At 38.1% G+C, this 22,784-nt stretch carries 24 protein-coding genes; 12 read left to right on the forward strand and 12 right to left on the reverse strand.

Annotated elements, in window-relative coordinates; all coding sequences use genetic code 11:
• The 4 genes from mdh (at position 1) to ACFQRG_RS05125 (ending at position 3,548) form a co-directional block, all read left to right on the forward strand.
• Complete coding sequence (gene mdh, locus ACFQRG_RS05110; protein ID WP_380964402.1) at positions 1–945, forward strand: malate dehydrogenase; 945 nt, start codon at positions 1–3, stop codon at positions 943–945.
• A 154-nt stretch (positions 946–1,099) separates the two neighbouring features.
• A complete protein-coding gene (locus tag ACFQRG_RS05115) occupies positions 1,100–2,263 on the forward strand; it encodes an iron-containing alcohol dehydrogenase (RefSeq protein ID WP_380964968.1) in 1,164 nt (387 codons plus the stop codon).
• Positions 2,264–2,425: 162 nt separating this feature from the next.
• On the forward strand, positions 2,426–2,581 hold the full coding sequence (locus tag ACFQRG_RS05120; protein ID WP_380964404.1) for a hypothetical protein: 156 nt from the start codon (positions 2,426–2,428) through the stop codon (positions 2,579–2,581).
• A gap of 103 nt (positions 2,582–2,684) precedes the next feature.
• Entirely contained in the window at positions 2,685–3,548 is an 864-nt protein-coding gene (locus ACFQRG_RS05125) for an EamA family transporter (RefSeq protein ID WP_380964406.1), read from the forward strand.
• A gap of 43 nt (positions 3,549–3,591) precedes the next feature.
• Here the strand turns inward: ACFQRG_RS05125 and ACFQRG_RS05130 are convergent, their stop codons facing one another.
• From ACFQRG_RS05130 to brnQ, 6 genes are all read right to left on the reverse strand, one after another.
• Entirely contained in the window at positions 3,592–4,536 is a 945-nt protein-coding gene (locus ACFQRG_RS05130) for an ABC transporter permease (RefSeq protein ID WP_380964969.1), read from the reverse strand.
• Position 4,537: 1 nt separating this feature from the next.
• Complete coding sequence (locus ACFQRG_RS05135; RefSeq protein ID WP_380964408.1) at positions 4,538–5,461, reverse strand: ABC transporter ATP-binding protein; 924 nt, start codon at positions 5,459–5,461, stop codon at positions 4,538–4,540.
• Between the two features lie 13 nt (positions 5,462–5,474).
• Positions 5,475–6,164, reverse strand: coding sequence for an ABC transporter ATP-binding protein (locus tag ACFQRG_RS05140; protein WP_380964410.1), 690 nt, complete (start codon positions 6,162–6,164; stop codon positions 5,475–5,477).
• Positions 6,151–6,546: a GntR family transcriptional regulator gene (locus ACFQRG_RS05145; protein ID WP_380964412.1), complete on the reverse strand. Its 396-nt coding sequence runs from the start codon at positions 6,544–6,546 to the stop codon at positions 6,151–6,153. The genes ACFQRG_RS05140 and ACFQRG_RS05145 overlap by 14 nt, the downstream gene beginning before the upstream one ends.
• Before the next feature lies 1 nt (position 6,547).
• Positions 6,548–7,294: a hypothetical protein gene (locus ACFQRG_RS05150; RefSeq protein WP_380964414.1), complete on the reverse strand. Its 747-nt coding sequence runs from the start codon at positions 7,292–7,294 to the stop codon at positions 6,548–6,550.
• 225 nt (positions 7,295–7,519) lie between these two features.
• Entirely contained in the window at positions 7,520–8,863 is a 1,344-nt protein-coding gene (gene brnQ / locus ACFQRG_RS05155) for a branched-chain amino acid transport system II carrier protein (RefSeq protein WP_380964416.1), read from the reverse strand.
• A gap of 336 nt (positions 8,864–9,199) precedes the next feature.
• On the opposite strand from brnQ, the gene ACFQRG_RS05160 reads away from it, so the two are divergent.
• A complete protein-coding gene (locus ACFQRG_RS05160; protein ID WP_380964418.1) occupies positions 9,200–10,234 on the forward strand; it encodes a S8 family peptidase in 1,035 nt (344 codons plus the stop codon).
• 244 nt (positions 10,235–10,478) lie between these two features.
• Here the strand turns inward: ACFQRG_RS05160 and ACFQRG_RS05165 are convergent, their stop codons facing one another.
• Both ACFQRG_RS05165 and ACFQRG_RS05170 read right to left on the reverse strand, forming a co-directional pair.
• Positions 10,479–11,159, reverse strand: a complete 681-nt coding sequence (locus ACFQRG_RS05165) for an LrgB family protein (protein ID WP_380964420.1) — start codon at positions 11,157–11,159, stop codon at positions 10,479–10,481.
• On the reverse strand, positions 11,156–11,527 hold the full coding sequence (locus ACFQRG_RS05170) for a CidA/LrgA family protein (protein ID WP_380964422.1): 372 nt from the start codon (positions 11,525–11,527) through the stop codon (positions 11,156–11,158). Before ACFQRG_RS05170 ends, ACFQRG_RS05165 begins: the two co-directional genes overlap by 4 nt.
• Positions 11,528–11,632: 105 nt before the next feature.
• Here ACFQRG_RS05170 and cidR point away from each other — a divergent pair, with 105 nt between their 5' ends.
• On the forward strand, positions 11,633–12,511 hold the full coding sequence (gene cidR / locus ACFQRG_RS05175; RefSeq protein WP_380964424.1) for a cidABC operon transcriptional activator CidR: 879 nt from the start codon (positions 11,633–11,635) through the stop codon (positions 12,509–12,511).
• 179 nt (positions 12,512–12,690) lie between these two features.
• Positions 12,691–12,969, forward strand: a complete 279-nt coding sequence (locus tag ACFQRG_RS05180; RefSeq protein WP_380964426.1) for a hypothetical protein — start codon at positions 12,691–12,693, stop codon at positions 12,967–12,969.
• Between the two features lie 136 nt (positions 12,970–13,105).
• Here the strand turns inward: ACFQRG_RS05180 and ACFQRG_RS05185 are convergent, their stop codons facing one another.
• The 3 genes from ACFQRG_RS05185 to ACFQRG_RS05195 all read right to left on the reverse strand — a co-directional run bounded on the left by ACFQRG_RS05185 (position 13,106) and on the right by ACFQRG_RS05195 (position 17,087).
• Complete coding sequence (locus ACFQRG_RS05185) at positions 13,106–16,267, reverse strand: MMPL family transporter (protein ID WP_380964428.1); 3,162 nt, start codon at positions 16,265–16,267, stop codon at positions 13,106–13,108.
• On the reverse strand, positions 16,251–16,733 hold the full coding sequence (locus ACFQRG_RS05190; protein WP_380964430.1) for a MarR family winged helix-turn-helix transcriptional regulator: 483 nt from the start codon (positions 16,731–16,733) through the stop codon (positions 16,251–16,253). Before ACFQRG_RS05190 ends, ACFQRG_RS05185 begins: the two co-directional genes overlap by 17 nt.
• 102 nt (positions 16,734–16,835) lie before the next feature.
• Positions 16,836–17,087, reverse strand: coding sequence for a sporulation protein (locus tag ACFQRG_RS05195; RefSeq protein ID WP_380964432.1), 252 nt, complete (start codon positions 17,085–17,087; stop codon positions 16,836–16,838).
• Between the two features lie 429 nt (positions 17,088–17,516).
• On the opposite strand from ACFQRG_RS05195, the gene ACFQRG_RS05200 reads away from it, so the two are divergent.
• The 3 genes from ACFQRG_RS05200 to ACFQRG_RS05210 all read left to right on the forward strand — a co-directional run bounded on the left by ACFQRG_RS05200 (position 17,517) and on the right by ACFQRG_RS05210 (position 20,243).
• The gene (locus ACFQRG_RS05200; protein WP_380964434.1) at positions 17,517–18,137 is read left to right on the forward strand and encodes a DUF47 domain-containing protein; all 621 of its coding nucleotides are present in this window, start codon (positions 17,517–17,519) and stop codon (positions 18,135–18,137) included.
• Positions 18,138–18,151: 14 nt separating this feature from the next.
• Positions 18,152–19,150: an inorganic phosphate transporter gene (locus tag ACFQRG_RS05205; RefSeq protein ID WP_380964436.1), complete on the forward strand. Its 999-nt coding sequence runs from the start codon at positions 18,152–18,154 to the stop codon at positions 19,148–19,150.
• Between the two features lie 226 nt (positions 19,151–19,376).
• Positions 19,377–20,243, forward strand: a complete 867-nt coding sequence (locus tag ACFQRG_RS05210; RefSeq protein ID WP_380964438.1) for a 5'-3' exonuclease — start codon at positions 19,377–19,379, stop codon at positions 20,241–20,243.
• 24 nt (positions 20,244–20,267) lie between these two features.
• Here the strand turns inward: ACFQRG_RS05210 and ACFQRG_RS05215 are convergent, their stop codons facing one another.
• The gene (locus ACFQRG_RS05215; protein WP_380964440.1) at positions 20,268–20,438 is read right to left on the reverse strand and encodes an aspartyl-phosphate phosphatase Spo0E family protein; all 171 of its coding nucleotides are present in this window, start codon (positions 20,436–20,438) and stop codon (positions 20,268–20,270) included.
• Between the two features lie 275 nt (positions 20,439–20,713).
• On the opposite strand from ACFQRG_RS05215, the gene cbpB reads away from it, so the two are divergent.
• Positions 20,714–21,175 carry a cyclic-di-AMP-binding protein CbpB gene (cbpB, locus tag ACFQRG_RS05220; RefSeq protein ID WP_380964442.1) on the forward strand — a complete coding sequence of 154 codons (462 nt, stop codon included), beginning with the start codon at positions 20,714–20,716 and terminating at the stop codon, positions 21,173–21,175.
• 67 nt (positions 21,176–21,242) lie between these two features.
• Positions 21,243–22,754, forward strand: coding sequence for an MDR family MFS transporter (locus tag ACFQRG_RS05225; RefSeq protein ID WP_380964444.1), 1,512 nt, complete (start codon positions 21,243–21,245; stop codon positions 22,752–22,754).
• Positions 22,755–22,784: the final 30 nt, after the last annotated feature.

Consider the following 22,784-nt stretch of genomic DNA (forward strand, 5'->3'; position numbering starts at 1 on the left):
ATGGTATTTAAGCGCAAAAAAATTGCAGTTATCGGAGCTGGTTTTACAGGTGCCACCGCTGCGTTAATGCTGGCTCAAAAGGAACTCGGCGATGTCACGTTAGTTGATATTCCGGCATTGTGCAACCCAACAAAAGGAAAAGCTTTAGATATGCTTGAAGCAAGTCCCGTACAAAAATTTGATGCGAATATTTCAGGAACATCAGATTATAAGGATATCGAAGGTGCGGAATTAGTTATTATTACTGCCGGAATGGCGCGGAAACCGGGAATGACCAGAGACGACCTTGTTTCAACAAATGCCAAAATTATGAAGGATGTATCTGAAAATGTTGCCCGTTATGCACCTGACAGCTATATTTTGGTTTTAAGCAACCCGGTGGATGCCATGACATATGTTTGTTTTAAAACAACCGGTTTTCCTAAAAACCGTGTCATCGGTCAATCGGGTGTATTGGATACAGCCCGCTTTAATACATTTGTTGCGGAAGAGCTTAATGTTTCTGTGGAAGACGTGTCAGGATTTGTACTTGGCGGGCATGGTGACGATATGGTGCCATTAGTTCGTTATTCTTATGCAGGGGGCATTCCGTTAGATAAATTGCTTCCTGCCGAAAAAATTGATGCCATTGTTGAAAGAACAAGAAAAGGCGGAGGAGAGATCGTTAATTTGCTCGGCAAAGGCAGCGCTTACTATGCTCCTGCAGCTTCACTTGTTGAAATGGCGGAGGCAATTATGAAAGATAAGAAACGTATCTTGCCTTCGATTGCCTATTTGGATGGAGAATATGGATACGAAGATATTTACCTGGGCGTACCTGCCATTTTAGGCGGCGACGGATTAGAAAGTATTATAGAATTGCCGTTGTCCTCAGATGAAAAACAAGCATTGGATAAATCCGCAAACTCGGTCAAAAAGGTTTTGCCTTTAGTTAAAGATATTTAAAATATATGTAATTTCAGCCTCTTTTGAAAAGCAAAAGGGGCTTATTATGATGCGTTTAAAAAGCTTTGTTGGTGCAAAATATTTTTTAAGGGAGATAAGATATGATATCTTTTTAATTAATCATTGCCATTCTTACATAGAAAGGACTGTCATGATGCAAAATTTTGTGTTTCAAAATCCAACTAAGCTTATTTTTGGAAAAGGGCAATTAGAACAATTAAAAATAGAGGTTCCAAAGTACGGCAAGAATGTTTTGCTTGTCTACGGCGGAGGAAGTATAAAACGAAATGGCATATATGATAATGTTTTATCAATGCTAAAAGATCAGGAAGCCCAAGTATTTGAATTAAGCGGTGTTGAAGCCAACCCCCGTTTATCTACAGTAAAAAAAGGCATCCAAATATGCCGGGAAAATGATATTGACTTCATTCTTGCTGTTGGCGGCGGCAGTGTCATAGATTGTGCAAAAGCGATTGCAGCCGGGGCAAAATATGACGGTGATGTATGGGATCTGGTAACTAAGAAAGCATTCGCAACAGATGCACTGCCTTTTGGTACAGTTCTTACATTAGCAGCCACCGGGTCTGAAATGAATTCCGGGTCTGTTATTACAAACTGGGAAACGAATGAAAAATACGGATGGGGCAGCCCGCTGACATTCCCGAAATTTTCTATTCTCGATCCGGTTCATACATTTTCAGTTCCGCTTGATCAAACAGTATACGGCATGGTTGATATGATGTCACATGTCTTTGAAGCATATTTCCATCATGGAAAAAATACACCGGTACAAGACCGTTACTGTGAATCTATTTTAAAAACGGTTATAGAAACGGCGCCTAAGCTCATTAACGATCTTGAGAATTACGAATACCGTGAAACGATATTATATTGCGGGACGATGGCTTTAAACGGTATTTTGGCTATGGGAGTAACAGGAGATTGGGCGACGCACAATATTGAGCATGCGGTCTCTGCTGTATATGATATCCCGCATGGCGGCGGACTGGCTATTTTGTTCCCAAATTGGATGAAGCATGTATTAGATGAAAATGTTGACCGCTTCAAGCAGCTGGCTGTTCGTGTATTTAATGTTGAAACTGAAGGGAAAACCGATCGTGAAATAGCGCTGGAAGGTATTGAAGCATGCCGCCGTTTCTGGACGTCAATCGGCGCACCTTCCAGATTAGCCGATTACAACATTGGAGAAGAGAAGTTAGATATTATGGCTGATAAAGCCATGGCTAACGGGGAGTTTGGTCATTTTAAAAAGCTAAATAAAGAAGATGTTCTGGCTATTTATCGTGCATCATTATAAACGCCTTTGAGCTATCAATCCTCAAAAATGGAAAATAAGATTTTGTTTCAATCAAAAAAAGACGATGTAAGTCATCGTCTTTTTATTTTGTCGATAAATGTCGTATAATATAATTGTAGGAATAATAATCGTCAATTATTATACAAGAAAGCGGCGAAAAATATGGAAAAGTATAACTTAAATGACGATCAGATAATCAAAGATATGTCACTTGAAAAGTTATTGACTGATGAACGTAAACACGCATTGCAAAAAAGAAAATACGCATTAAAAAAACAAAAAGCAATCGTAAAGCTTCGCGAAAATAAAGGCAGCTGATCTTGACCAGCTGCCTTTATAAATAGAAAAATAAACTTCTTGAATTTTACCCTTAATCAGGCTATTCGTGATAAGATGTAAGTATTTTGAGGGGGGGAGAAGTTTGAGTGTTATAGCTTTAATCTTAGTGCTTATTTCTTCAGTTATTCATGCGACATGGAACCTGCTATCCAAAAAAGCGGAAGGGGGCTATATCTTTGTATGGCTTTTTACTTTTTTGGGAGCGGTCTTTTATACGCCATTTGTTATTATTCTAATATTATGGATGCATCCGCATTTTAAAATGATTGATTGGGTGTTTATTATCGGGAGTGCACTTATTCATTTGTTATACTTCATGACCTTGCAAAAAGGCTATGCAAAAAGTGACTTCTCAATCGTCTATCCAATTGCAAGAGGGATTGGGCCGATTATCGCAACTATTATTGCTGTTATTGTTTATCACGAAAAACCATCACCCTTTGTCATCTTAGGGACTATTATTATCGTTTTTTCGGTCTTTATGATGTCCGGCGGCATCAAATTGTTAAAAGGACATGTAGATATCGTCGGGGTACTGTACGGCGTCATCGTCGGGCTATGTATTGGCACTTATACAACTTGGGATAAATATGCTGTCGGCTTTTTACTCCTTTCACCGATCATTTACGATTATTTCTGCACTTTATTCCGCTTTGTTTTTTTAACGCCCAGTGCAATAACAAAAAAGGAGAAGGTAAAAAGTATATGGCATCAATATAAATGGCAAGCTTTTACAGTCGGGATTTTAAACTCGCTTGCTTACATATTAGTATTAACAGCGTTATCAATTGCGCCTGTCAGCTATATCGCGCCTTTAAGAGAGATTGGTATACTTATAGGAACATTGTTTGGTGTTTATTTTCTAAAAGAATCTTATGGAAAGAAACAAATTCTATTGGCAGGTTTCATGGTTGTAGGCGTTATTTGTATCGCAATAAGTGAATAATTAATATGAGGAGGGTGAGGCAATGATAGCCTCACCCTTAAAATTAGGCAGCGACATCCCGTTTTGTATAGAACAGCCAGCCGATTAAGATAAAAGCGATATAATAAACAGCGAGAACTGCCAGCGAAAAGCCAAGGGTCATGCTGCTGACAATTGGCGTGCCGGTGATATATTGTGTTAAATCTGTGTTAGCGAACAGGATATATTTGACCCAATCGTATTTACTTAAGAATTGGACTGCCGTTGGACCAACCATAAGCAAAAAGATAGATAGGCCGATAGCCAAAGCGCTGTTACGGAAAACAGATGAGATCATAGCGGCTAAAGTCACATACATAATCAGCTGGACGCAATTCAGACCGTATTCTTTGAAAATATAAAGAACCATATTTGTTTCAGTCACATGGCCATTATGATACTGCAGGTGCGGCTCGGTCAGGCCGCTAAAACCAAACAGAATGCCCCCGATGAGCCAAGAAACAATAAACAAAATAACAAGCATTAGGATAGCGTACAGCAGTGTAGCGATGTATTTTGAAAAAAGCACAGACGTTCGGCTGACCGGCCGTATTAGCAGTAATTTGATTGTCCCCCAGTTAAACTCGCTGGCAACACTTCCTCCTGCAAGAATAATCGTAAAGATGGCAATCACCATAACAAGGTAAGCCATTTTATCAACAAAACTCCATATATTAAAACCTTGAACAGGCGGTAAATTATGGTCTATCCGGTATTGGTTTGTAGCAATTTCTTTTTTTAAATAACTTTGGCTTTCTTTTGGCACTTTCTTTATTTCTTTTTCAAGGTTCTTGTTTTCTTTTATAAGAGATTGTTTCCAGTGGTCGTTTGCGTGCTGCTTAGGGCTGGGAGTATTGAATTTTATAATGAGCCCCGCAGCAATGATTAGACCGATGAGCATTAACAGCATGATACGGTTAGAACTTTTGCGGTAAATTTTCATATTTTCATTTTGTATAAGACGAAGCATACTAGACAATTTCTTTACCCCCTGTCACTTCCAGGAATTTATCTTCTAATGTTTTGGATGTTGAACCAATACCGTAAAGTTTAACTTTATTTTTAATAAGGGCTTCCGCAACGGATGGAATTTGATCCTTTTCTAACTGCAACTCAATGCCATCAGGCTTTGTTTTGACGACTTTAAAGTGACATTGTTCAGTCGCAACACGGATAGCTTTATCAATATCATCAACGGTGAAAGCGACATCCATCTGTTTTTCGCCTTGAACAAATTCGTTGACTGTTTGAACATCGATCAGTTTTCCGTGCTGAATAATGCCGATCCGGTCACACATCAGTTCCATTTCTGATAATAAGTGGCTTGATACAATGACGGCAAGGCCTTCCTTTTCAGCAAGCCGGCGAATATAGTAACGGATTTCCCGGATGCCTGCCGGATCAAGCCCGTTTGTTGGTTCATCAAGAATCAGCACGGATGGCGAATGAAGGAGGGCTTGTGCCAATCCAAGTCGTTGTCTCATTCCAAGGGAGTAAGTCTTCACTTTTTCATGGATCCGCTCTTTTAACCCGACAAGTTCTATGATTTCATTTATTCTTTCACGTGAGACACCGCCGACCATCCGGCTGTAATGGATGAGATTTTGGTAGCCGGTAAGGAATTTATACATTTCAGGGTTTTCAACAATGGCGCCGATATTTTGGACCGCTTTTTTAAAATCACTTTTTATGCTGTGTCCTTGAATATGAATATTCCCCTCGGTAATAGACATAAGTCCAACGATCATTCGAATTGTCGTTGTTTTCCCGGCGCCGTTTGGACCAAGAAATCCAAACACCTCACCCGGATAAATATCAAAGGTCAGACCATGAATAATTGTTTTTCTGCCAATGACTTTTTTTACATTTTCTAGAGTAACTGCAGGTTTTGACAATGAAAATTCCTCCTTATTCATACAATTTAGTCATCCATTCAACAATACTCAAATTTTGTTTATATCTAATATCCTCAACAGACTGGACGTCGAGAATTTGACCATCCTTAATAACGATAACTGTATCCAGCAATTGCTCGATTTCCGCGATTTCGTGAGTCGTAATCAGCAGTGTTTGCGTCTCTAAATCAATAAATGAAATCAGCCCTTTAACGATTGAATGCCGAACCATCGGATCAAGCCCTGACAAAGGTTCATCCATTAAGATATAAGGTACTTCCCGGGCTAATGTAAGAACTATTTTAAGCCGGCCGCGATTCCCTTTAGAAAGATTTTTTACTTTTTGCTTTGGATCTAATTTCATGAATGACAATATATCAAAAGCTTTTTCAACATTAAAATCATTAAATTGACTGGCGTAAAATTTTATCGTCTCTTCACAAGTATAAAAAGAGTAATAGACGTCAAGCTCTGATAGATAAGCAACCTCCGTACAAATCCTGCGATCGGCCTTTTTATTGTTAATAAAAATATTTCCTTTCGAAGGTCTTATCAAACCGGACATGAGTTTCAATGTTGTTGATTTGCCGCTGCCGTTTGAACCGACAAGTCCGATAATATGGCCGGTTTTGATTTCTAAATTAATGTCTTTTAACGCCGTATTCGTCAGGTAGCGTTTTGACACGTTTTCAAGCTTTATCATTTGAATCACCTTCTTCACTTAGTTGTGCAACATATTGTTTTAATCCTTCCAGCATTTCATTGACGGTGTAACCCATTTCCTTCATATCTTGAACAAATTGGGAAATATGCTCTTCTTTTAAATGCTCCCGCATGTCATTTAAAATAGTCTCATTTTCAGTAACAAACGTACCTTGACCTCGGCGCGTCTCCACGATTTCCATCCCTTCCAACTCCCGGTATGTTCTCTGAACTGTATTCGGATTTACCCCTGAATGCACCGCCATACCGCGAACCGACGGCAGCTTATCACCGGGGCTTAATTCATTTCTAATAATTTGCCGGCAAATACGATTGGCTAATTGCAAGTAAATAGGGGTAGACGGATTAAATTCTTCAACCACATTAAGACACCTCGATTTTTCTGTCTAACAGCCATGATGATATTGCAAATAAAATGATTGCGATGACGAAATGAAAGACGAAAGTTCCCAGATAGATAGTTGATACCGCACCTGCCCAAAGGTGAACTTTGATAGCTCCCCAAGTTGTTAAAAGTGCGTATATACCGGTGAGTTCCAACTTTCCCAAGATCCAAGGCACAATAAAGATTAAGGCAATAATAACCAGCCATACCCATTTTCCAATCTTTGAGCGCAATGTTTGATACAGCGTCCAAATAAACGTGAAGATAACGCCGATGTAAATCGAGATTAATACGATAAAGATGCAGATGCTTATTCCTTCACGAATCAGTTCACTTAGATTTAAGTGAATTTCTTTAAGTAAATGCATGTTAAACAGGGTGCCAAATAAAGTGTATAGACAAGCAATAGCCATAGACACGAGCATAGCCAAAATGCCGCTTACTAATTTGGCACTGAGTAATACCGCCCCGGATTGCGGAGAATTTAGCCATATATGAAGTGTTTTTCTTTCAAGAAATAGATTGACAATCATATATCCTAAAAAATAAAAAATGTGTGCGCCAATAATAAATAAGCCAATGATTGGTATTGCCTCCTGCGCCTGGTAACGAAATGTGTTAATCACACCAAATACCAAAATAACCATCATTAGAATAAAAGCAATACCAAATCCGATAAATCCTAACCGGCATTCTTTTTTTAATAAACTTAACCATGCAGACATTGATAATCCTCCCGAACATTTATTGTAATAGTGCCATGGTGTACTAGTGACATAATACACCGGTTCGTATGAAAATGTCAAACCTATTTTTAAAAATAAATAAAAGCCCCAGAAAAATCTGGAACCTTAGCCTGATTATATTTAATTTTTCTTAAAGATTAAGACAGCCTGAGCGGCAAATAAAAAACGCTGGTGCAAATTGAAATTGCACCAACGTCTTTTGGTTTATGCTGCTTTTCTTTCTTCACGATGTTTAGAAATGCTCATCTTGGAAACGGCAAGTCCAATTAACCCGCATACAATTGCCGGAATAAGCCAGCCCATGCCGTCTGCATAAAGCGGTAAGTGACCAAATAGTTTTTCAGTTGCCTGAAATTGAATGCCCGCGCCCTTGAGGCCGTCAAAAATGCTTATCACCCCGGCACCAATGAGTGCGCCGACATACACGCCTCTTGGAACGCCAATCGCTTTGTCAATAAATGTCAAAATAATCAATACGATGGTAAGCGGATAAATAGCCGTTAACACAGGCGTTGAAAACATGATTAATTGTGTTAATCCAATATTTGCAACTAATGCACTGAACACAGAAAAGATAACAACAAACCATTTATAAGATATTTTTGGTATCATATTTGAGAAATATTCAGCACATGAAGTAACAAGCCCAATAGCTGTCGTCAAACATGCAAAGGTAATCGCAAGAGCTAATAATATCTGACCGAATCCGCCGTATAGATATTGGGTAACAGTCGTTAAAATATCCCCGCCGTTTGATGTTTGTCCAACAAGACCTTTGCTTGTAGCGCCAATAAAGGAAAGTGATACATAAACAAGCGCCAAACCGATAGCCGCAATAATGCCAGCGCCAATGGTTACTTTAGAAATTTTCTTTTGGCTTGTTATTCCCTTATCTTTAACAGCTTTAGTGACAACAATTCCAAATATCAATGAAGCAATAGCATCCATTGTCAAATAACCGTTCAGAAATCCGTGGAAAAATGGATGAGACGCATAAGCTGTCACAGGTTTACTATAATGATTGATTGGATGAACAATACCTTTAATAACAATAATTGCAATCACCAAAAGCAATACAGGTGTTAGAATTTTCCCAACACGATCAACAAGCTTTGATGGATTAAGACATAACCATAGCGTAATGCCAAAGAAAATAATGGTATATATTGCAAGCGGTAAGCCGTTAGCATGCATTGATGACGGGATGTACGGCGTTACTCCAATTTGAAAAGCAACCGTCCCGGTCCTTGGCGTTGCAAAAAATGGCCCAATAACTAAGAAACAGATACTAGTAAAAATAACGCCAAAAACAGGATGAACTTTATTGGATAAATCTCTTAAACTGCTTCCTGAAATTGAAACGGCAATAACACCGCATAAAGGCAAGCCGACGCCGGTTACGAGAAATCCGAGAATAGCAATCCATACATTGCTTCCAGCATCCTGACCTAACGATGGCGGGAAGATCATATTACCTGCCCCAAAAAATAATGCAAACATCATTAAGCCGATAAAAAATGTGTCTTTGAATGAGAACTTTTTGTTCATGATGTATACCCCCTAGACGATGACAGTAAGTGTTGGAATGTGATATTTTTTATCGGATTGAATTTTCAGACAAATAGTTACAAAGACTTATAATTAAATTAATCTGAAACTTTCAAGTCTGACAACTATCATAAAACATTTTATAATATTTTGCAAACCCCGTTTTGTGTCGATTTTGATCGTTTTTTTAATTATAAGGTCCTTGGGAAAAAGTTTCAACCATGTATTGGAAGATTTAACAATAGTCTATAAGTCTTGCAGGATTATTCGTTCGGATATCGTATTTTAAAAGGTAACATACTCATTATGTATGTAAAAATTTAGAGGAGGGGTAACATGAATGATGTAAGACTGATACCGTTTGAAGTAAAAGAAGTGGTTGAGCAGTCAGATGAAGTCATCCCTCAAGGTGTGCAATTAATTGAAGCACCGAATGTTTGGAAAGAGAGTGAAGAAGGCAAAGGCGTTGTTGTAGCTGTTATTGATACCGGATGTGATGCGAATCATCCTGATTTAAAAGGACGGATTATTGATGGCAAAAACTTCACGACAGATTACAACAGTGATGAAAAAAATTTCTTAGACAATAACGGTCACGGTACACACGTCTGCGGTACAATCGCTGCAAATAAGGATAAAGAAGGCGTCGTCGGTGTTGCACCCGAAGCCAGTCTCCTTGTTTTAAAAGCTTTAACAAAAGACGGCAGCGGCCAGTTTGAATGGATAACTGATGCTGTGAATTATGCAGTTGATTGGAAAGGGCCGAATAATGAGAAGGTAAGTGTCATTTCCATGTCACTTGGCGGACCTCAAGAGGTACCTGAACTTCACAAGGCGATCAAACGGGCTGTTGAAAACAATATACTAGTCGTTTGTGCTGCAGGAAATGAAGGAGACGGCCGGGATGATACACCTGAGCTAAGTTATCCAGGGGACTATAATGAAGTTATAGAAGTTGGCGCGGTTGACTTTGATCGTAAAATTGCCGAGTTTTCTAATTCAAACGACGAAATCGATGTGGTTGCACCCGGTGTTGATATTATATCAACTTATATGGGCGGAAAATATGCCAAACTTTCAGGAACTTCAATGGCAACACCGCATGTTTCCGGCGCACTGGCTCTTTTGATCAATAAAAGCAATAAAAGATTTAAGCGTGAACTGACTGAACCGGAAATTTATGCTCAATTAATAAAAAATACGGTGACTTGCGGCTTTCCTGCATCTGCTGAGGGCAATGGACTTGTCGCTTTAGCAACAGCAGAAAAAGCTGATAGAGTAATCAGTGCTTTGAATCCGCAAAAGGATAAAGAAGTTGCCAAAGCAATTGCAGCATACAGTAAAGAAAACTTGCCGATTGGCAAGCCGTAAGGCGCAGAAAGAGGCTTAGATGCCCTTATACTTGGAACATAAAATTGGCCCCTACGTCGAATTTTCTACACAGTTGCCAATTTATAATTTCCCAACGTATAAAGAAAACTTGCCGATTGGCAAGCCCTAAGTTAAATATTACGGCTTTCTATAAATAATGAAATCCCCGGGTCTGAACTGCACCCCAATTGTTAGACACAACTAGCAATTGGAGGTGTAGTTTTTTATGGGGATTTTATTATTTTTAAGTTAAGAAGGATATCAAAACCGGTGCAAGTACAAGGGTAAAGACAGCAGCGATAACCATGGCTAAGCTTGCGGCAGCACCCTCTTCTGTACCAAACTCCAATGCCTTTGAAGTCCCGGCACCGTGAGCGCCCATGCCAAGTAATAACCCCTTAGACAATTTATCCTTAATGGGCAGCCATTTAATCAGTAATGGACCAATGATGACACCGGTTATGCCGGTAATGATGACGAAGACAGCAGTCATCGTTGGTATACCGCCAATACTGTTGGAGACGGCCATAGCAATCGGCGTTGTAATGGAACGCGGCAATATACTTAAAATGAAATCCGGGCGAATATGTGTCAGTCTGGCAATCAAGTCAGAGCTTATTAAGGCAATAAAAACACCTGAAATCATACTCAAGGCAATAACAGGCATATGTTTTTTCAAAATATGTCTGTATTTATATAAAGGGACAGCAAAAGCCACTGTTGCCGGCTGAAGGATTTGGGATAACCATTTTCCGCCGCTGTTATAAGCACCAAAGCTCGTATGAGTGACCGATAAAAGGACAACCAAAACGATAGGGGCAATAAGCAGCGGTGAGAGAATGACCCAATTCTTTTTTTGATAAATCTTTTTAGAAATGTAATAGATAAGTACTGTAGCTATGATACTCAGAAGTCCTATGATCATTGTTTTGAACGTTCCTTTCTTTTAAGTAAAAATTCGGCAATAAGTCCGGTAGCTAGCATCACAATAAAAGTACTTAAAGCAATGGTAATGATAAACTTTAAACCGTTGTGGATAATATCACTTTTATATTGAATAACCCCAACGGCCGAAGGAATAAAGAAAAGCAGCAGCTCAGCCAAAAGAAAACTAGCCCCTAAGTCTATCCATGATATTTTTATGATTTTAAAATGGAGACAAATAAATAATAGGAATAAACCAATAATGCTCCCTGAGACAGGCAGGTGAAAAGTTTTTGTGATAATCTCGCCAACGATAGAAAATACGGTAAGAAAGATAACTTGAACAATGATTAGTAACATCTTTTTCATAACAGATCTCCTCTCAAAAAAAGTTTACCGCATGTGTTTTTATAGGTAAAATACATATTTGGAATAGTTTTCATTGATTATATCTATGGCAGGGAGTTGGAAATATTGGATGTCCGTCATCTCCAATACTTCTTAGAGGTAGCTAAACAAAAAAGTTTCACTAAAGCAGCAAAAACACTTCATATTACACAGCCAACCATCAGCAAAATGATTAAGGATATTGAAACTGAATGCGGTGTAACGCTTTTGGAACGGACAGGAAGAAAAGCGGTTATGACAGATGCGGGTGAGATTGTATACAAAAGAGCTCAACAAATTGTGCAATCCTTCGATAATCTCGCCAACGAACTTTCTGACTTAATGAATATTAAGCGGGGGAAAATAACGGTAGGATTACCGCCAATGGTCGGCGCCCATTTCTTTCCCAAAATACTCGGGCAATTCCGTGAAGCTTATCCGGAAATTATCATTCAAGTATTTGAAGACGGGGCAAAAAAGGTGATTCATGATGTCGAGAGCGGAGCATTGGAAATCGGTGTTGCCGTTCAACCTGTAGACCAGGAGCGGTTCCATGCGATTTCATTTGTAAAAGAATCATTGCGTCTTGTTGTCCATCCGGATCATCCCTTAGCTTCAAAGGAAGAGGTTAAGTTAGTTGAGCTGAAAGATGAACCGTTTATTTTGTTTCGGGAAGACTTTGCCCTCCACGATCAAATTATTGAAACATGTATCCGTATCGGCTACTTTCCAAAAATTGCTTATGAAAGTTCGCAGTGGGATTTTATAAGTCAATTAGCCGCGGCAAAACTCGGAGTCGCTCTATTGCCAGAGACGATTTGCAATGGGCTTGACCGTAATAAGGTAAACATAGTCAAGCTCATAGAACCTGAGATACCGTGGCATTTAGCTATGGTTTGGAGAAAAGACAAGTATTTATCTTTCGCTGCAAGAGAATGGATTAAATTTACGAAAAAATTATTATAAAAAAGGGGGAGTGGTGTAATAAACACCACTCTCTCATTTTATAGGCAACTTTCTGAGTTTAGTCAGGTTCCTGCAACAATTCATGAAAACTAGTGGCTTATCGACAAAATTAACCGGTACAGAAAACATTTGGTTTATGTGAAAATAGTTATGGAGTCTAAAGGCAAAGGGGTTTCATCATGAAAAGTATTATCTCGTTTAAAGTTTCAACGCCGCAGGTCAAGCTTGTAGATTTAATTGACTTATATTTTTATTGTGCAAATGCAGATCAAACCATTTATTTATTTTATAAAGGAAGGACTTGTAAAATTGACCGTATTACTGAACTGGTTTGTTTCTTTCTGACAGCTGAGGAGAAGGAGATGCTTGTCATTATTGAAGGGCAGCATGCCAAAAGATGTATGAAAGTGCTGAAGTATCATATGTACGCAAGGGAAATGTTCCAACAAATTGGGTGAAACCAAACAACAAGATTTTTAAGCATAAATTTTATTATCATGCTTATTTTTAATAATGTCGTTATCCAAACTATTTTGAAAATTAATGACGGTATTCTTGAAAATGAAAGGAGCAACACAAATTGTTGCTCCTGTTTTATTCTTCATGATGATGTTTTATTGTTTCTGTTCTTTTAAACGGCCACCAATTAGCTTTACCGAAGGTCTTAACCATAATTGGAATAAACAGCGGCAAGATGACCAGGTTATAAAGGATTAACCCTATGATAATAATCACGGCAATCTCAATCAGTGTTAATACCCCAGATGGTATCATGGCTGCAAAGGTCCCGCCAAGAATAATCGCTGCTGACATAATGACCGTCCCCATGTTTCGCATCGCTTCAAGAATGGCTTCTTTAACAGGCAGGTCATAGTACTCATTAAACCGGTCCATGATGAAGATACTGTAATCCACCCCGAGTGCAATCAGCATGACAAAGCCGAAGAAGGGCACTGCCCAGCTTAACCCGCTGTATCCCATGATGTTTTCAAAAATGACTTCAGAAATGCCTAATGACGTGTAATATGTTAAAACCAGTGATGCTATAGTATAAAGCGATATAATAAGGGAACGGAATAAAATGATCAATATGATCCCTATACCAATCAGCATGAGCGTCACGGTTCTTGTGTAGTCTTTTTCTGAAATCGTTCGTAAGTCATTATTTGTACTCGTAATGCCGCCGATGCCGACTTTGGCATTTTCAAGCTGAGTGCCTTTTGTCGCTCTATTTACGGCTGATTTAATATTATCAATTTGATCCATTGCCTTTGTAGAATATGGATTGTATTTAAAAATAACATCAATCGTTGTGATTTTCCGATCCTTAGACATATAATTGTCCAAAGCGTTTTTGAATTGACTGCTTTTGAGCGCTTCATTAGGAATATAAAAGCCGGATAACAAACTATTTGATTTTGAAAGTTCATTTAAGTAATCATTTGCTGATTTTAACCCTTTTGAAACTTTATCAAGGCCTTTAGAACTGTTGCTTAATCCGCTTGACAACTGACCGATTTGATTGTCGAATTGTGAAAAGCCTTGTTTCAGCCTTTCTTGACCTTGTTGGATCGATGAAGCGCCATTTTCTAAATCGGGTAATTTGCTGTTAATTTTTGCTTGCCCGTTGGCGGCGTCTTGAATTCCCTGTTCTAACTGATTCATGCCGCCTGCAAGTTTTCCAAGACTGGATGTGACTGCCTTTTGCCCGTCAATCAGCTCGGCAAAATGATTATTGGCTTCATTCATTTTTTGCGACAATGTGTTGATGCCGCCGGTCAGCTGTTTAAGATTACTTTCCAATTGGTCAATCGTTGTACTCACCTGGGGCAGTGATTGGGAGATAATTTGAAAATTAGTATCGTTTTTGATTTCCGGATATTTCTTTTCAAGGCCGTTAAAACGATCGTTTATTGTTGAAACTCCTCGGTCAACTTTGTCCAAATATGGCCGGATCTCTTGATATCTTTGATTAATTTGATTGTTAATTTGTGAGATGCTGTTACCAATTTGTTCATAGCCATTTAATAGCTGCCGGCTTTGACTTTGCAGCTGCCTTGCAGCTTTTTCACTTTGTTCAATGCCGCTTTGCAGTTGTTTAGCGCTTGTTGCACCTGTTTCTAATCCGCTTTGTAATTGAGACATGCTGTCCGATAATCGGGAAATACCGTTTTTTAAGGAGCTTGTGCCATTAATTAGGTCATTAACGCCTCCTGTGGCCTGATTCAGCTGAGGTCCCGATTTTGTCAATGAAGAATTGGCATTTTTAAGACCGCTGCTAATTTTATTAATGGCATGATTGGCTTGATTTATCCCATCACTTAATGTTTCTGCCTGATTTGGAACAAGAAAGTCTTTGACAGGTTTGCCCATAGGCTGCGTGACACTGCGTACGGTTTTAACGCCATCAATTTTTTTCACTTCGCGTGTGATGGCTTCAATTGTTTGCAGCGAAGGGCGGCTATCCATTTTGTCATCATTTTTAATAGCGATTTGCGTCGGCATAGACTCACCTGGGTTAAAGTTGTCGGAAATGATATTAAATCCTTTGACAGACTTATACTGATCACCCAGCTCATTTAAAGTATTAAAAGAAAGATGGCCATTGTATTTGATAAGAAATGGGACTGTAATAATCAAAACAATAATAAAAGCAATAAGAGTCCTTGTTAACGCAAAGCGGCCAACGCGATCCCACAGCCTGCTTTGTCTATGTTCAAGCGACCCTTTGGCCGGCCAAAAAATCTTTTTCCCAAAAACAGACATAAAAAACGGAACAATTGTCATTAAGGCAATCAGCAAAACAAATATGCCAATAGCAACTCCGGCGGCGGATTTATAGATGCTGAATTGGGATAGCCCGATGGCCGAAAAGCCGATAAGGACGGCTAAACCGCTGAAAAAAACCGTTTTTCCTGCATGCTTGTAAGTTGATATAATTGCCTCGTTAACTGTTTCAAACTTTGGCAATTCTTCTTTAAAACGATTAAGAAGCAATATACAATAATCAGTTCCAACACCAAACAATACAGCGACCAGAAAGATTTGGGTAAAGTTCGATATAGGAAAGTTAACCCAATCCACTAAAAACGACACAATAGATTGTGATACTAAAAATGAGATGCCAACAGTGATTAAAGGAATAAAAGGCGTTACCGCTGAACGGAAAACAATCAATAACACTGCCAGAATAAAGACGACGGTAATCCATTCAGTTTTATGTAACCCGTTTTGGGTGCTGGTCATCATATCATTATTGACCATCCAATCGCTTGTATAATAGTGATCGACATGAACATCATCTATCGTTTTATACAAGTCATCGGTCAGTTTATTTGTATCTTTTCCGTTGGTGTTGACATTTAATGATAATAGCATTGTTGTGCCGTTTTTAGAGATCATCTGATCTTTAAGACTTGGTTGATCAAAGGGATTCATAATATCAGTAATGCCAAGCTGATGTTTTTTAGCCTTAAGTTCTCTGATTGCGTGTTTAATATCTTGTTTATCTTTTTTTGAAAGACCGTTTTTATCATAAAATGCCAGCGCAACGGAAGATGTTTTTTGATTGCCCTTTTGTTTATTCATTTCATTAATAATTTTTGCTGCTTGAGTAGATGAATACCCTTCAGGAACTGTTACTTGCCCTTTGTTTTGCACGAGTTTGGTAATGTTAGGCGCTAAAAGAATAAGAGCAGCAATGGCCACAATCCAAATGATAACGACTGCCCATTTTCCTTTAAGTATGTATTTCATTATTAACACCTTTCAGAGCTTTGTTAATTTGTTGATCTAATATACGATCAAGTTTTTCATATGTGTTTAAAAAGGCTTCGATTTCATCTTGTTTGAATTGGGAAACGAGTGAAACAACAAGAGCATTAATATTTTCGTTACAGCGTTTATAAATTTTTTCCCCGTAGTCGGTCATTGATAAGTAAACGACACGCCGATCATTATGATCACGGCATCTTGTAATCATATTTTTTTCAGTCAAACGATTAATAATGGCTGTTATGGCGCTTTTCTTAACAAAAAAGGCTTTAGCCAGTTCAGAGGCAGTACATGAACCGTTTGTTTTAACGTAGCGAAGAACAGCATGCTGGTCTTTCGTCAGTTCTTCACCTATCTCAGTTTTTATTATGGCTTCGGCCTTTTTCACAACGTTAAAATGGAAATTCTCATATCGCTCTATGATTTCCTTTAATTTTTGATTATCCATAAAATCCTCCTCTCCCCAGATAAGAATAATTCCACTGTTTAAAAGTTTACGTGTTTAACTATATATAGCCTTATATAATGTGTCAAAACAAAAAATACCATTTTAAATGAGCTGTTCAAAAACATCACTCAACTGACTATACCTCACCTCATCTTGTTCATTTTTTGCATAAGCCATTTCTTTCCTGAGAACATCGTGTAAGTATTCTGTTTCTTCTTCACTGAGCACTTCAACAAAGGCTTCTTCATTAGGAAATTGATGGTTTTCTATTTTATGAAAAAGATTTAGCGCGCGATCATCGCGATCCACCCAATTTGATAATGATTCTTTTAAGTAGTCCAATGTATAATCCATAACTGTTACCTCCTTCTTCAATTTATCATTCCCCGATAAAGGCTTTTCATCATTTGTTTAATATATTTCCAACAAATGCTTGAGCATATTAACAATAGCTTTAATAAATGAATGTTACACTATCAAAAGAAAGCTTAAAACTGGATAAAGGAAAGGTTGTAAATATTGTGAATTTCATTAACATTGGACATGAAAAAAACGTACTTTTTTGTCAATGAAGGCTTTGCAGGGCGGATCAATCCGATCTTGAAGGGCTTATTTATATGTTATTGACAGCGGAGTTTAAATCTAAGCTAATATTTTACCCAAGTTTTATGAATTGAATTGTTAAGTTATTGTAAAGGATATTAAAAACAATTGTAAATCCGACATGATTTGCTAAAATTAAAAAGGCTGATCATTTAAATATTATTTGTGAGGTGGCATTTTGTGTTATTTCCGGCTAAGAATGACAAGTTTTTGAACATGCTCTGCAAGATAGCTATGAATTTGGAAGAAGCAGCCCAATATTTTGTTGATTTTAAAATTAACAATCAGGATGAACTACAAGAGTTTTCAAAAGTCATGAAGAGTTATGAAAAAAAGGGCGATACTTATATTCATGAACTTATCGTAGCTCTAAATAAAACATTTATTACACCATTGGAACGTGAAGATATCCTTGCGTTAGCTATGAAGATGGATGATGTTCTCGACGGTTTTGAACAATGGACCTCACGTCTTGGCATATACAATATCACACAGACTGATAGTTATATGCATAAAACAGTTGATATTTTATTAAATGCAACTAAAGAGATCGCTCAAGCAGCTGGATTGCTTAATAAAAAGAAGCTGTTAAATATTCGCAATAATGTTATTAAAATTAATGATTTTGAATCGGAATGCGATGAATTGTTACAAGAAAGCATTCGTCACCTTTTTATGACGGAGAAAGATCCTATTAAGATTATTCAATATAAGGAGCTTTATGAAATGCTTGAAGAAATCGCTGACAGCTGTGAAGATGTTGCCAATACTTTAGAAACCATCATAATGAGGAATGCATAAAGGGAGCTCTGAGCATGGATAGTCTTTTGATCTTAACAGTATTAATAGTACTTTTTTCTTTCTTATTTGACTTTATAAACGGCTTCCATGATACAGCTAATACTATTGCTACGTCTGTCTCGACCCGGGCGTTAAACCCAAAAGTTGCCATTGCATTAGCTGCATCGATGAACTTTATAGGCGCTTTGACATTTACCGGCGTCGCCCAAACAATCGGCAAGGGGATTATTGATCCTTTTCAAATTCAAAACGGGTCAGTAATTGTGCTGGCTGCTTTAATTACTGCAATTATTTGGAACCTCGTTACATGGCTTTTTGGCATACCAAGCAGCTCCTCACATGCCATTATAGGTGCATTGGCAGGAGCGGGGATAGCTGCTTTAGGATTTGGCGCGCTAAATTATCATGGATTTATTGGAATTATTGAAGCGCTCCTTATTTCACCGGTTGTTGCTTTGGTTGGCGGTTTTATTATGATGACCATTTTTGGAGTTGTTTTTAAAGATATAAGTTTATCCAAAGGGAACAGAGGTTTTCGGACCTTTCAAATTTTCACAGCTGCCTTGCAATCATTTACGCATGGTACAAATGATGCCCAGAAGGCAATGGGGATTATTACCTTAGCTTTGGTTGCCGCTCATTACCAATCGACGATGCATATTCCGATGTGGGTAAGGCTGGGTTCGGCTGTAGCTATGGCTATTGGTACATCGATCGGCGGATGGAAAATTATTAAAACCGTTGGCGGCAAGATTATGAAAATCAAGCCGGTTAATGGCGCAGCTGCTGATTTAACATCTTCGATTATCATTTTCGGTTTTACATTTTTGCATTTACCAGTCAGCTCTACACATGTCATCTCTTCATCAATTATGGGTGTAGGGTCTGCAGAAAGGGTTAAAAATGTTAATTGGGGTGTTGCAATTAACATTGTTATTACTTGGGTGATTACTTTGCCAATTACAGCGGTGATTGCGGGCGTTATTTATAAAATACTCGCTTTGTTTATTTAATACTTATATGAATGTACGGCTTGCTTTTTATAGGCAAGCTTTTTAATTTGTGTTTAAGGCAATGAAAGAGATCATAATATCAATCGTTTTTGCACCGCTGGGAGCGGTTATATTAAAGAGGGCTGGTATAGCTCTCTTTAACTATTTCATATTTAGTCTTATTATTTAATTAAACATCAATAAGGATAAATATGTTATGCTAATACCAGAGATAAGGGGAGAGACGATGTCAAGGATGATGTTAATAGACGGCATGTCGCTGTTATTTAGAGGGTATTATGCAACAGCTAACTATGGAAGTATTAGAAAAACAACGGATGGTTTACCGACAAACGCTGTTCATTGGCTTGTCAAATACTTATGGCATACAATCAGACAATTTCACCCGACCCATTTAATTTGTTGTTGGGACACACCCGCTCCAACCTTTAGGAATAAAATGTATAGTGAATATAAGGCTGGCCGTCCTGCCCCGCCTGAAGCTCTGATACCCCAATTTAGCTTAGCGCAGGATATAATTGAAAGTATGGGAATTGTGAATATTAGCTATAAAGGTTATGAAGCAGATGATCTTATCGGAACATTAGCTAAAACATATGCCGAAGAAATTGATATAGATATTTTATCAGGAGACCATGATATCTTACAGCTGGTTGATAGTCGTATACGAGTGATTATCATGTCAAAAGGCTTTGGGCGTTATACGCTGTATACCAAAGAAAGCTTTGTAGAGGAAAAAGGTTATTTGCCGGAACAATTAATTGATTTAAAAGCATTAATGGGCGACCGGAGTGACAATTATTCAGGAGTTAAAGGTATAGGGGAAAAAACAGCTCTAAGATTAATTCAGGATTTTGGCAGCGTTGATGAAATATTAAATCAGAAAGATAAGCTTCAGGCGAGAATCCGGACGAATATTGAAAAAGACATTGATATGTTGCATTTATCCCGAAGATTAGCCCGGATAGACTGTGATGTTCCAATAAGTGTTAATTTAATGGAGTCAGAATGGAGGCTCAATCGTTCAAAAACGAAAGAAATGTTCAAAAGGGTGGAGTTTCATTCTTTACTTGACATACTTTTGCCTTCTTAACGCTAACATAGCAAAGAGACAATTTCACATGGATTGGGCTGTCTTTGTTTGAAGGGCAAGTGTCTTGTGCTGATACTCGTCTAGCAGGCGGTCCAGTTCTTGACTGCACAGCAAAGTTTTTGTCGAAGTAAAACCATGCCGATTAGCCGTTTCTATTAATTGGTTGCGTTTTTTTTCGATCTCATTATTATTCATCAAAAAAGGCTCCCCTTTCAAAATTCCTGTGGAAAGAGCAGGTTTAATATATTATCGTATAAATAGTTATATAATTAAAGTGTTTCAACTAAAAATACCAAAATTCGACAGGGAATAAATTGATTTATATGAGAATTTTACAAATAATTAAAAGTGCACGGATACAGGTTTAGTTTGGTCTTATCCTATTTAAATCAATTAACCGGGATAAAACATAACCTGAGCTTATCATTCATTAAAAAATCCATTCCTTGTATGGAAGAAGGGATGATTTTATGAAAAAATTGACTATTGATGATGTTTTAAAAAAAGACATCATGGACTTAATCATTTCAAGTGATCAAGTGGCACATGTTCAAGTGGATAATCCCCTGGAACATGCCTTGTTAGTTTTAGTAAAAACAGGCTATTCAGCCATTCCAGTTTTGGACTCTTCTTATAAATTAAGAGGGATTGTAAGTAAAACCTTAATTCTTGATTTTATTTTCGGTATTGAAAGAATTGAATTCGAAAAATTAAGTGATCATCAGGTTTCCGAAGTAATGAAAACGAGCATGCCGATTTTAAAAACGAATGATGATTTTTTGAAAGCTGTTAAATTATCTATTGATGAAACTTTTCTATGTGTAGAAGATCAGGATAATATTTTTCAAGGGATATTGCCTCGAAGTGCTTTATTAAAATTCTTAAATCATTTTTTAAGGGATAAAAGTACGAAAAAATCTGTCAGCCTTTAGAGCTGACAGATTTTTTCCATGCATCATAAGTCAATCCAATGTAAAATTGGGGTTGGGAGGTGAAACCATGTCAAGAGAAACTAAGACATCCAGGCGGCCGTTAGTCCTCACATCTATTATTATGGCAATGTTTATGTCTGCGATTGAAGGAACAATTGTGGCAACCGCAATGCCGAACATTGTTGGTGACCTTGGCGGCTTTTCCCTGTACAGCTGGGTGTTTTCAGGTTATTTGTTAATGAATGCTTTAACCATTTTAATTTATGGAAAACTTGCCGACTTATTTGGAAGAAAGCCTGTCATTATTTTCGGTATTATTATCTTTCTGATAGGTTCATTATTAGCCGGCTTGTCTTCTTCTATGAAAATGCTGATCTTGTTCCGCTTTATACAGGGTATCGGTGCCGGAGCTATTCAGCCAATAGCTACAACGATAGTCGGTGATATTTATACTGTTCAAGAACGTTCTAAAATCCAGGGCTACCTGTCAAGTGTATGGGGGATATCAGCCATTATTGGGCCGGCGCTCGGAGGTGTTTTTGTTCAGTATTTTAATTGGGCATGGGTTTTTTGGATGAATTTGCCGCTTGGGGTATTAGCGATTATAGGTATCAGTGCCTTTTTCCACGAAAACCTTGAAAAGACCTCACATAAGGTTGATTATAAAGGCTCAGCACTTCTTTTTATCGCACTCTCCTCTTTGATGATTGTCTTCATCGAAGGCGGTACGGCGTGGGGATGGACAAGCCTTCCGGTGATTTTATTAATTGCACTTTTTCTCGTTTGTTTTATCGTTTTTATCTTTCAAGAAAAGAGAACAGAAGAACCTATTGTCCCTCTGTCTATTTGGAAAAAGCCGTTAATTGCTGTTGCTAACAGCGTTAATTTAACCACAGGGGTCATCATGATCGGGTTGTCCAGTTTTTTGCCCGCCTACGTACAAGTGGTTATGGGCGAACCGGCGATTGTCGCCGGATTTACTTTGACCACAATGTCGATTGGCTGGCCTATCGCTTCGACAATTACCGGACGGCTGATTTTGAAAATGGGCTACCGGCCGCTTGCGATTATCGGCGGCGTGAGTTTAATCATCGGCGGGTGTTTTTTCTTATTTTTAAGTCCTTCCAAAGGGCCTGTTTGGGCAGGAATAGGGTCATTTTTCATTGGTATCGGCATGGGTATGACGACAACTGTTTTTATCATATCTATTCAAAATAGTGTTGAATGGAAGGTTAGAGGCGTTGCTACAGCCTCCAATATGTTTATGAGACAAATGGGCAATACAGTTGGGGCAGCATTGCTTGGCGGTATTCTTAACAAAAGACTGCAAACATTTATTGAAAATAAAGGGGCTGAAAACCGCTTGTCAGTGAATTCTGCTAATGCAGTATTATCCGGAGGGACAAATCAATTTTCCCATCAAGCGCTTGAATTGTTAAAGCAAGGCTTAACTCTTGCTCTTCATACGGTTTATATTGGCGTCTTTGTGTTTGCGGTCATTTCTCTCATTTTAATACTTGTTATGCCGAAACAATCAATCAAAAATTTGCCAAACAGTGAGAACAATAAAACATCTTAAAATTTCTTTAAATTGATTCTATAAATTCTA

The sequence above is a fragment of the Scopulibacillus cellulosilyticus genome (genome assembly GCF_042665295.1).
Lineage (GTDB): Bacteria > Bacillota > Bacilli > Bacillales > Sporolactobacillaceae > Scopulibacillus_A > Scopulibacillus_A cellulosilyticus.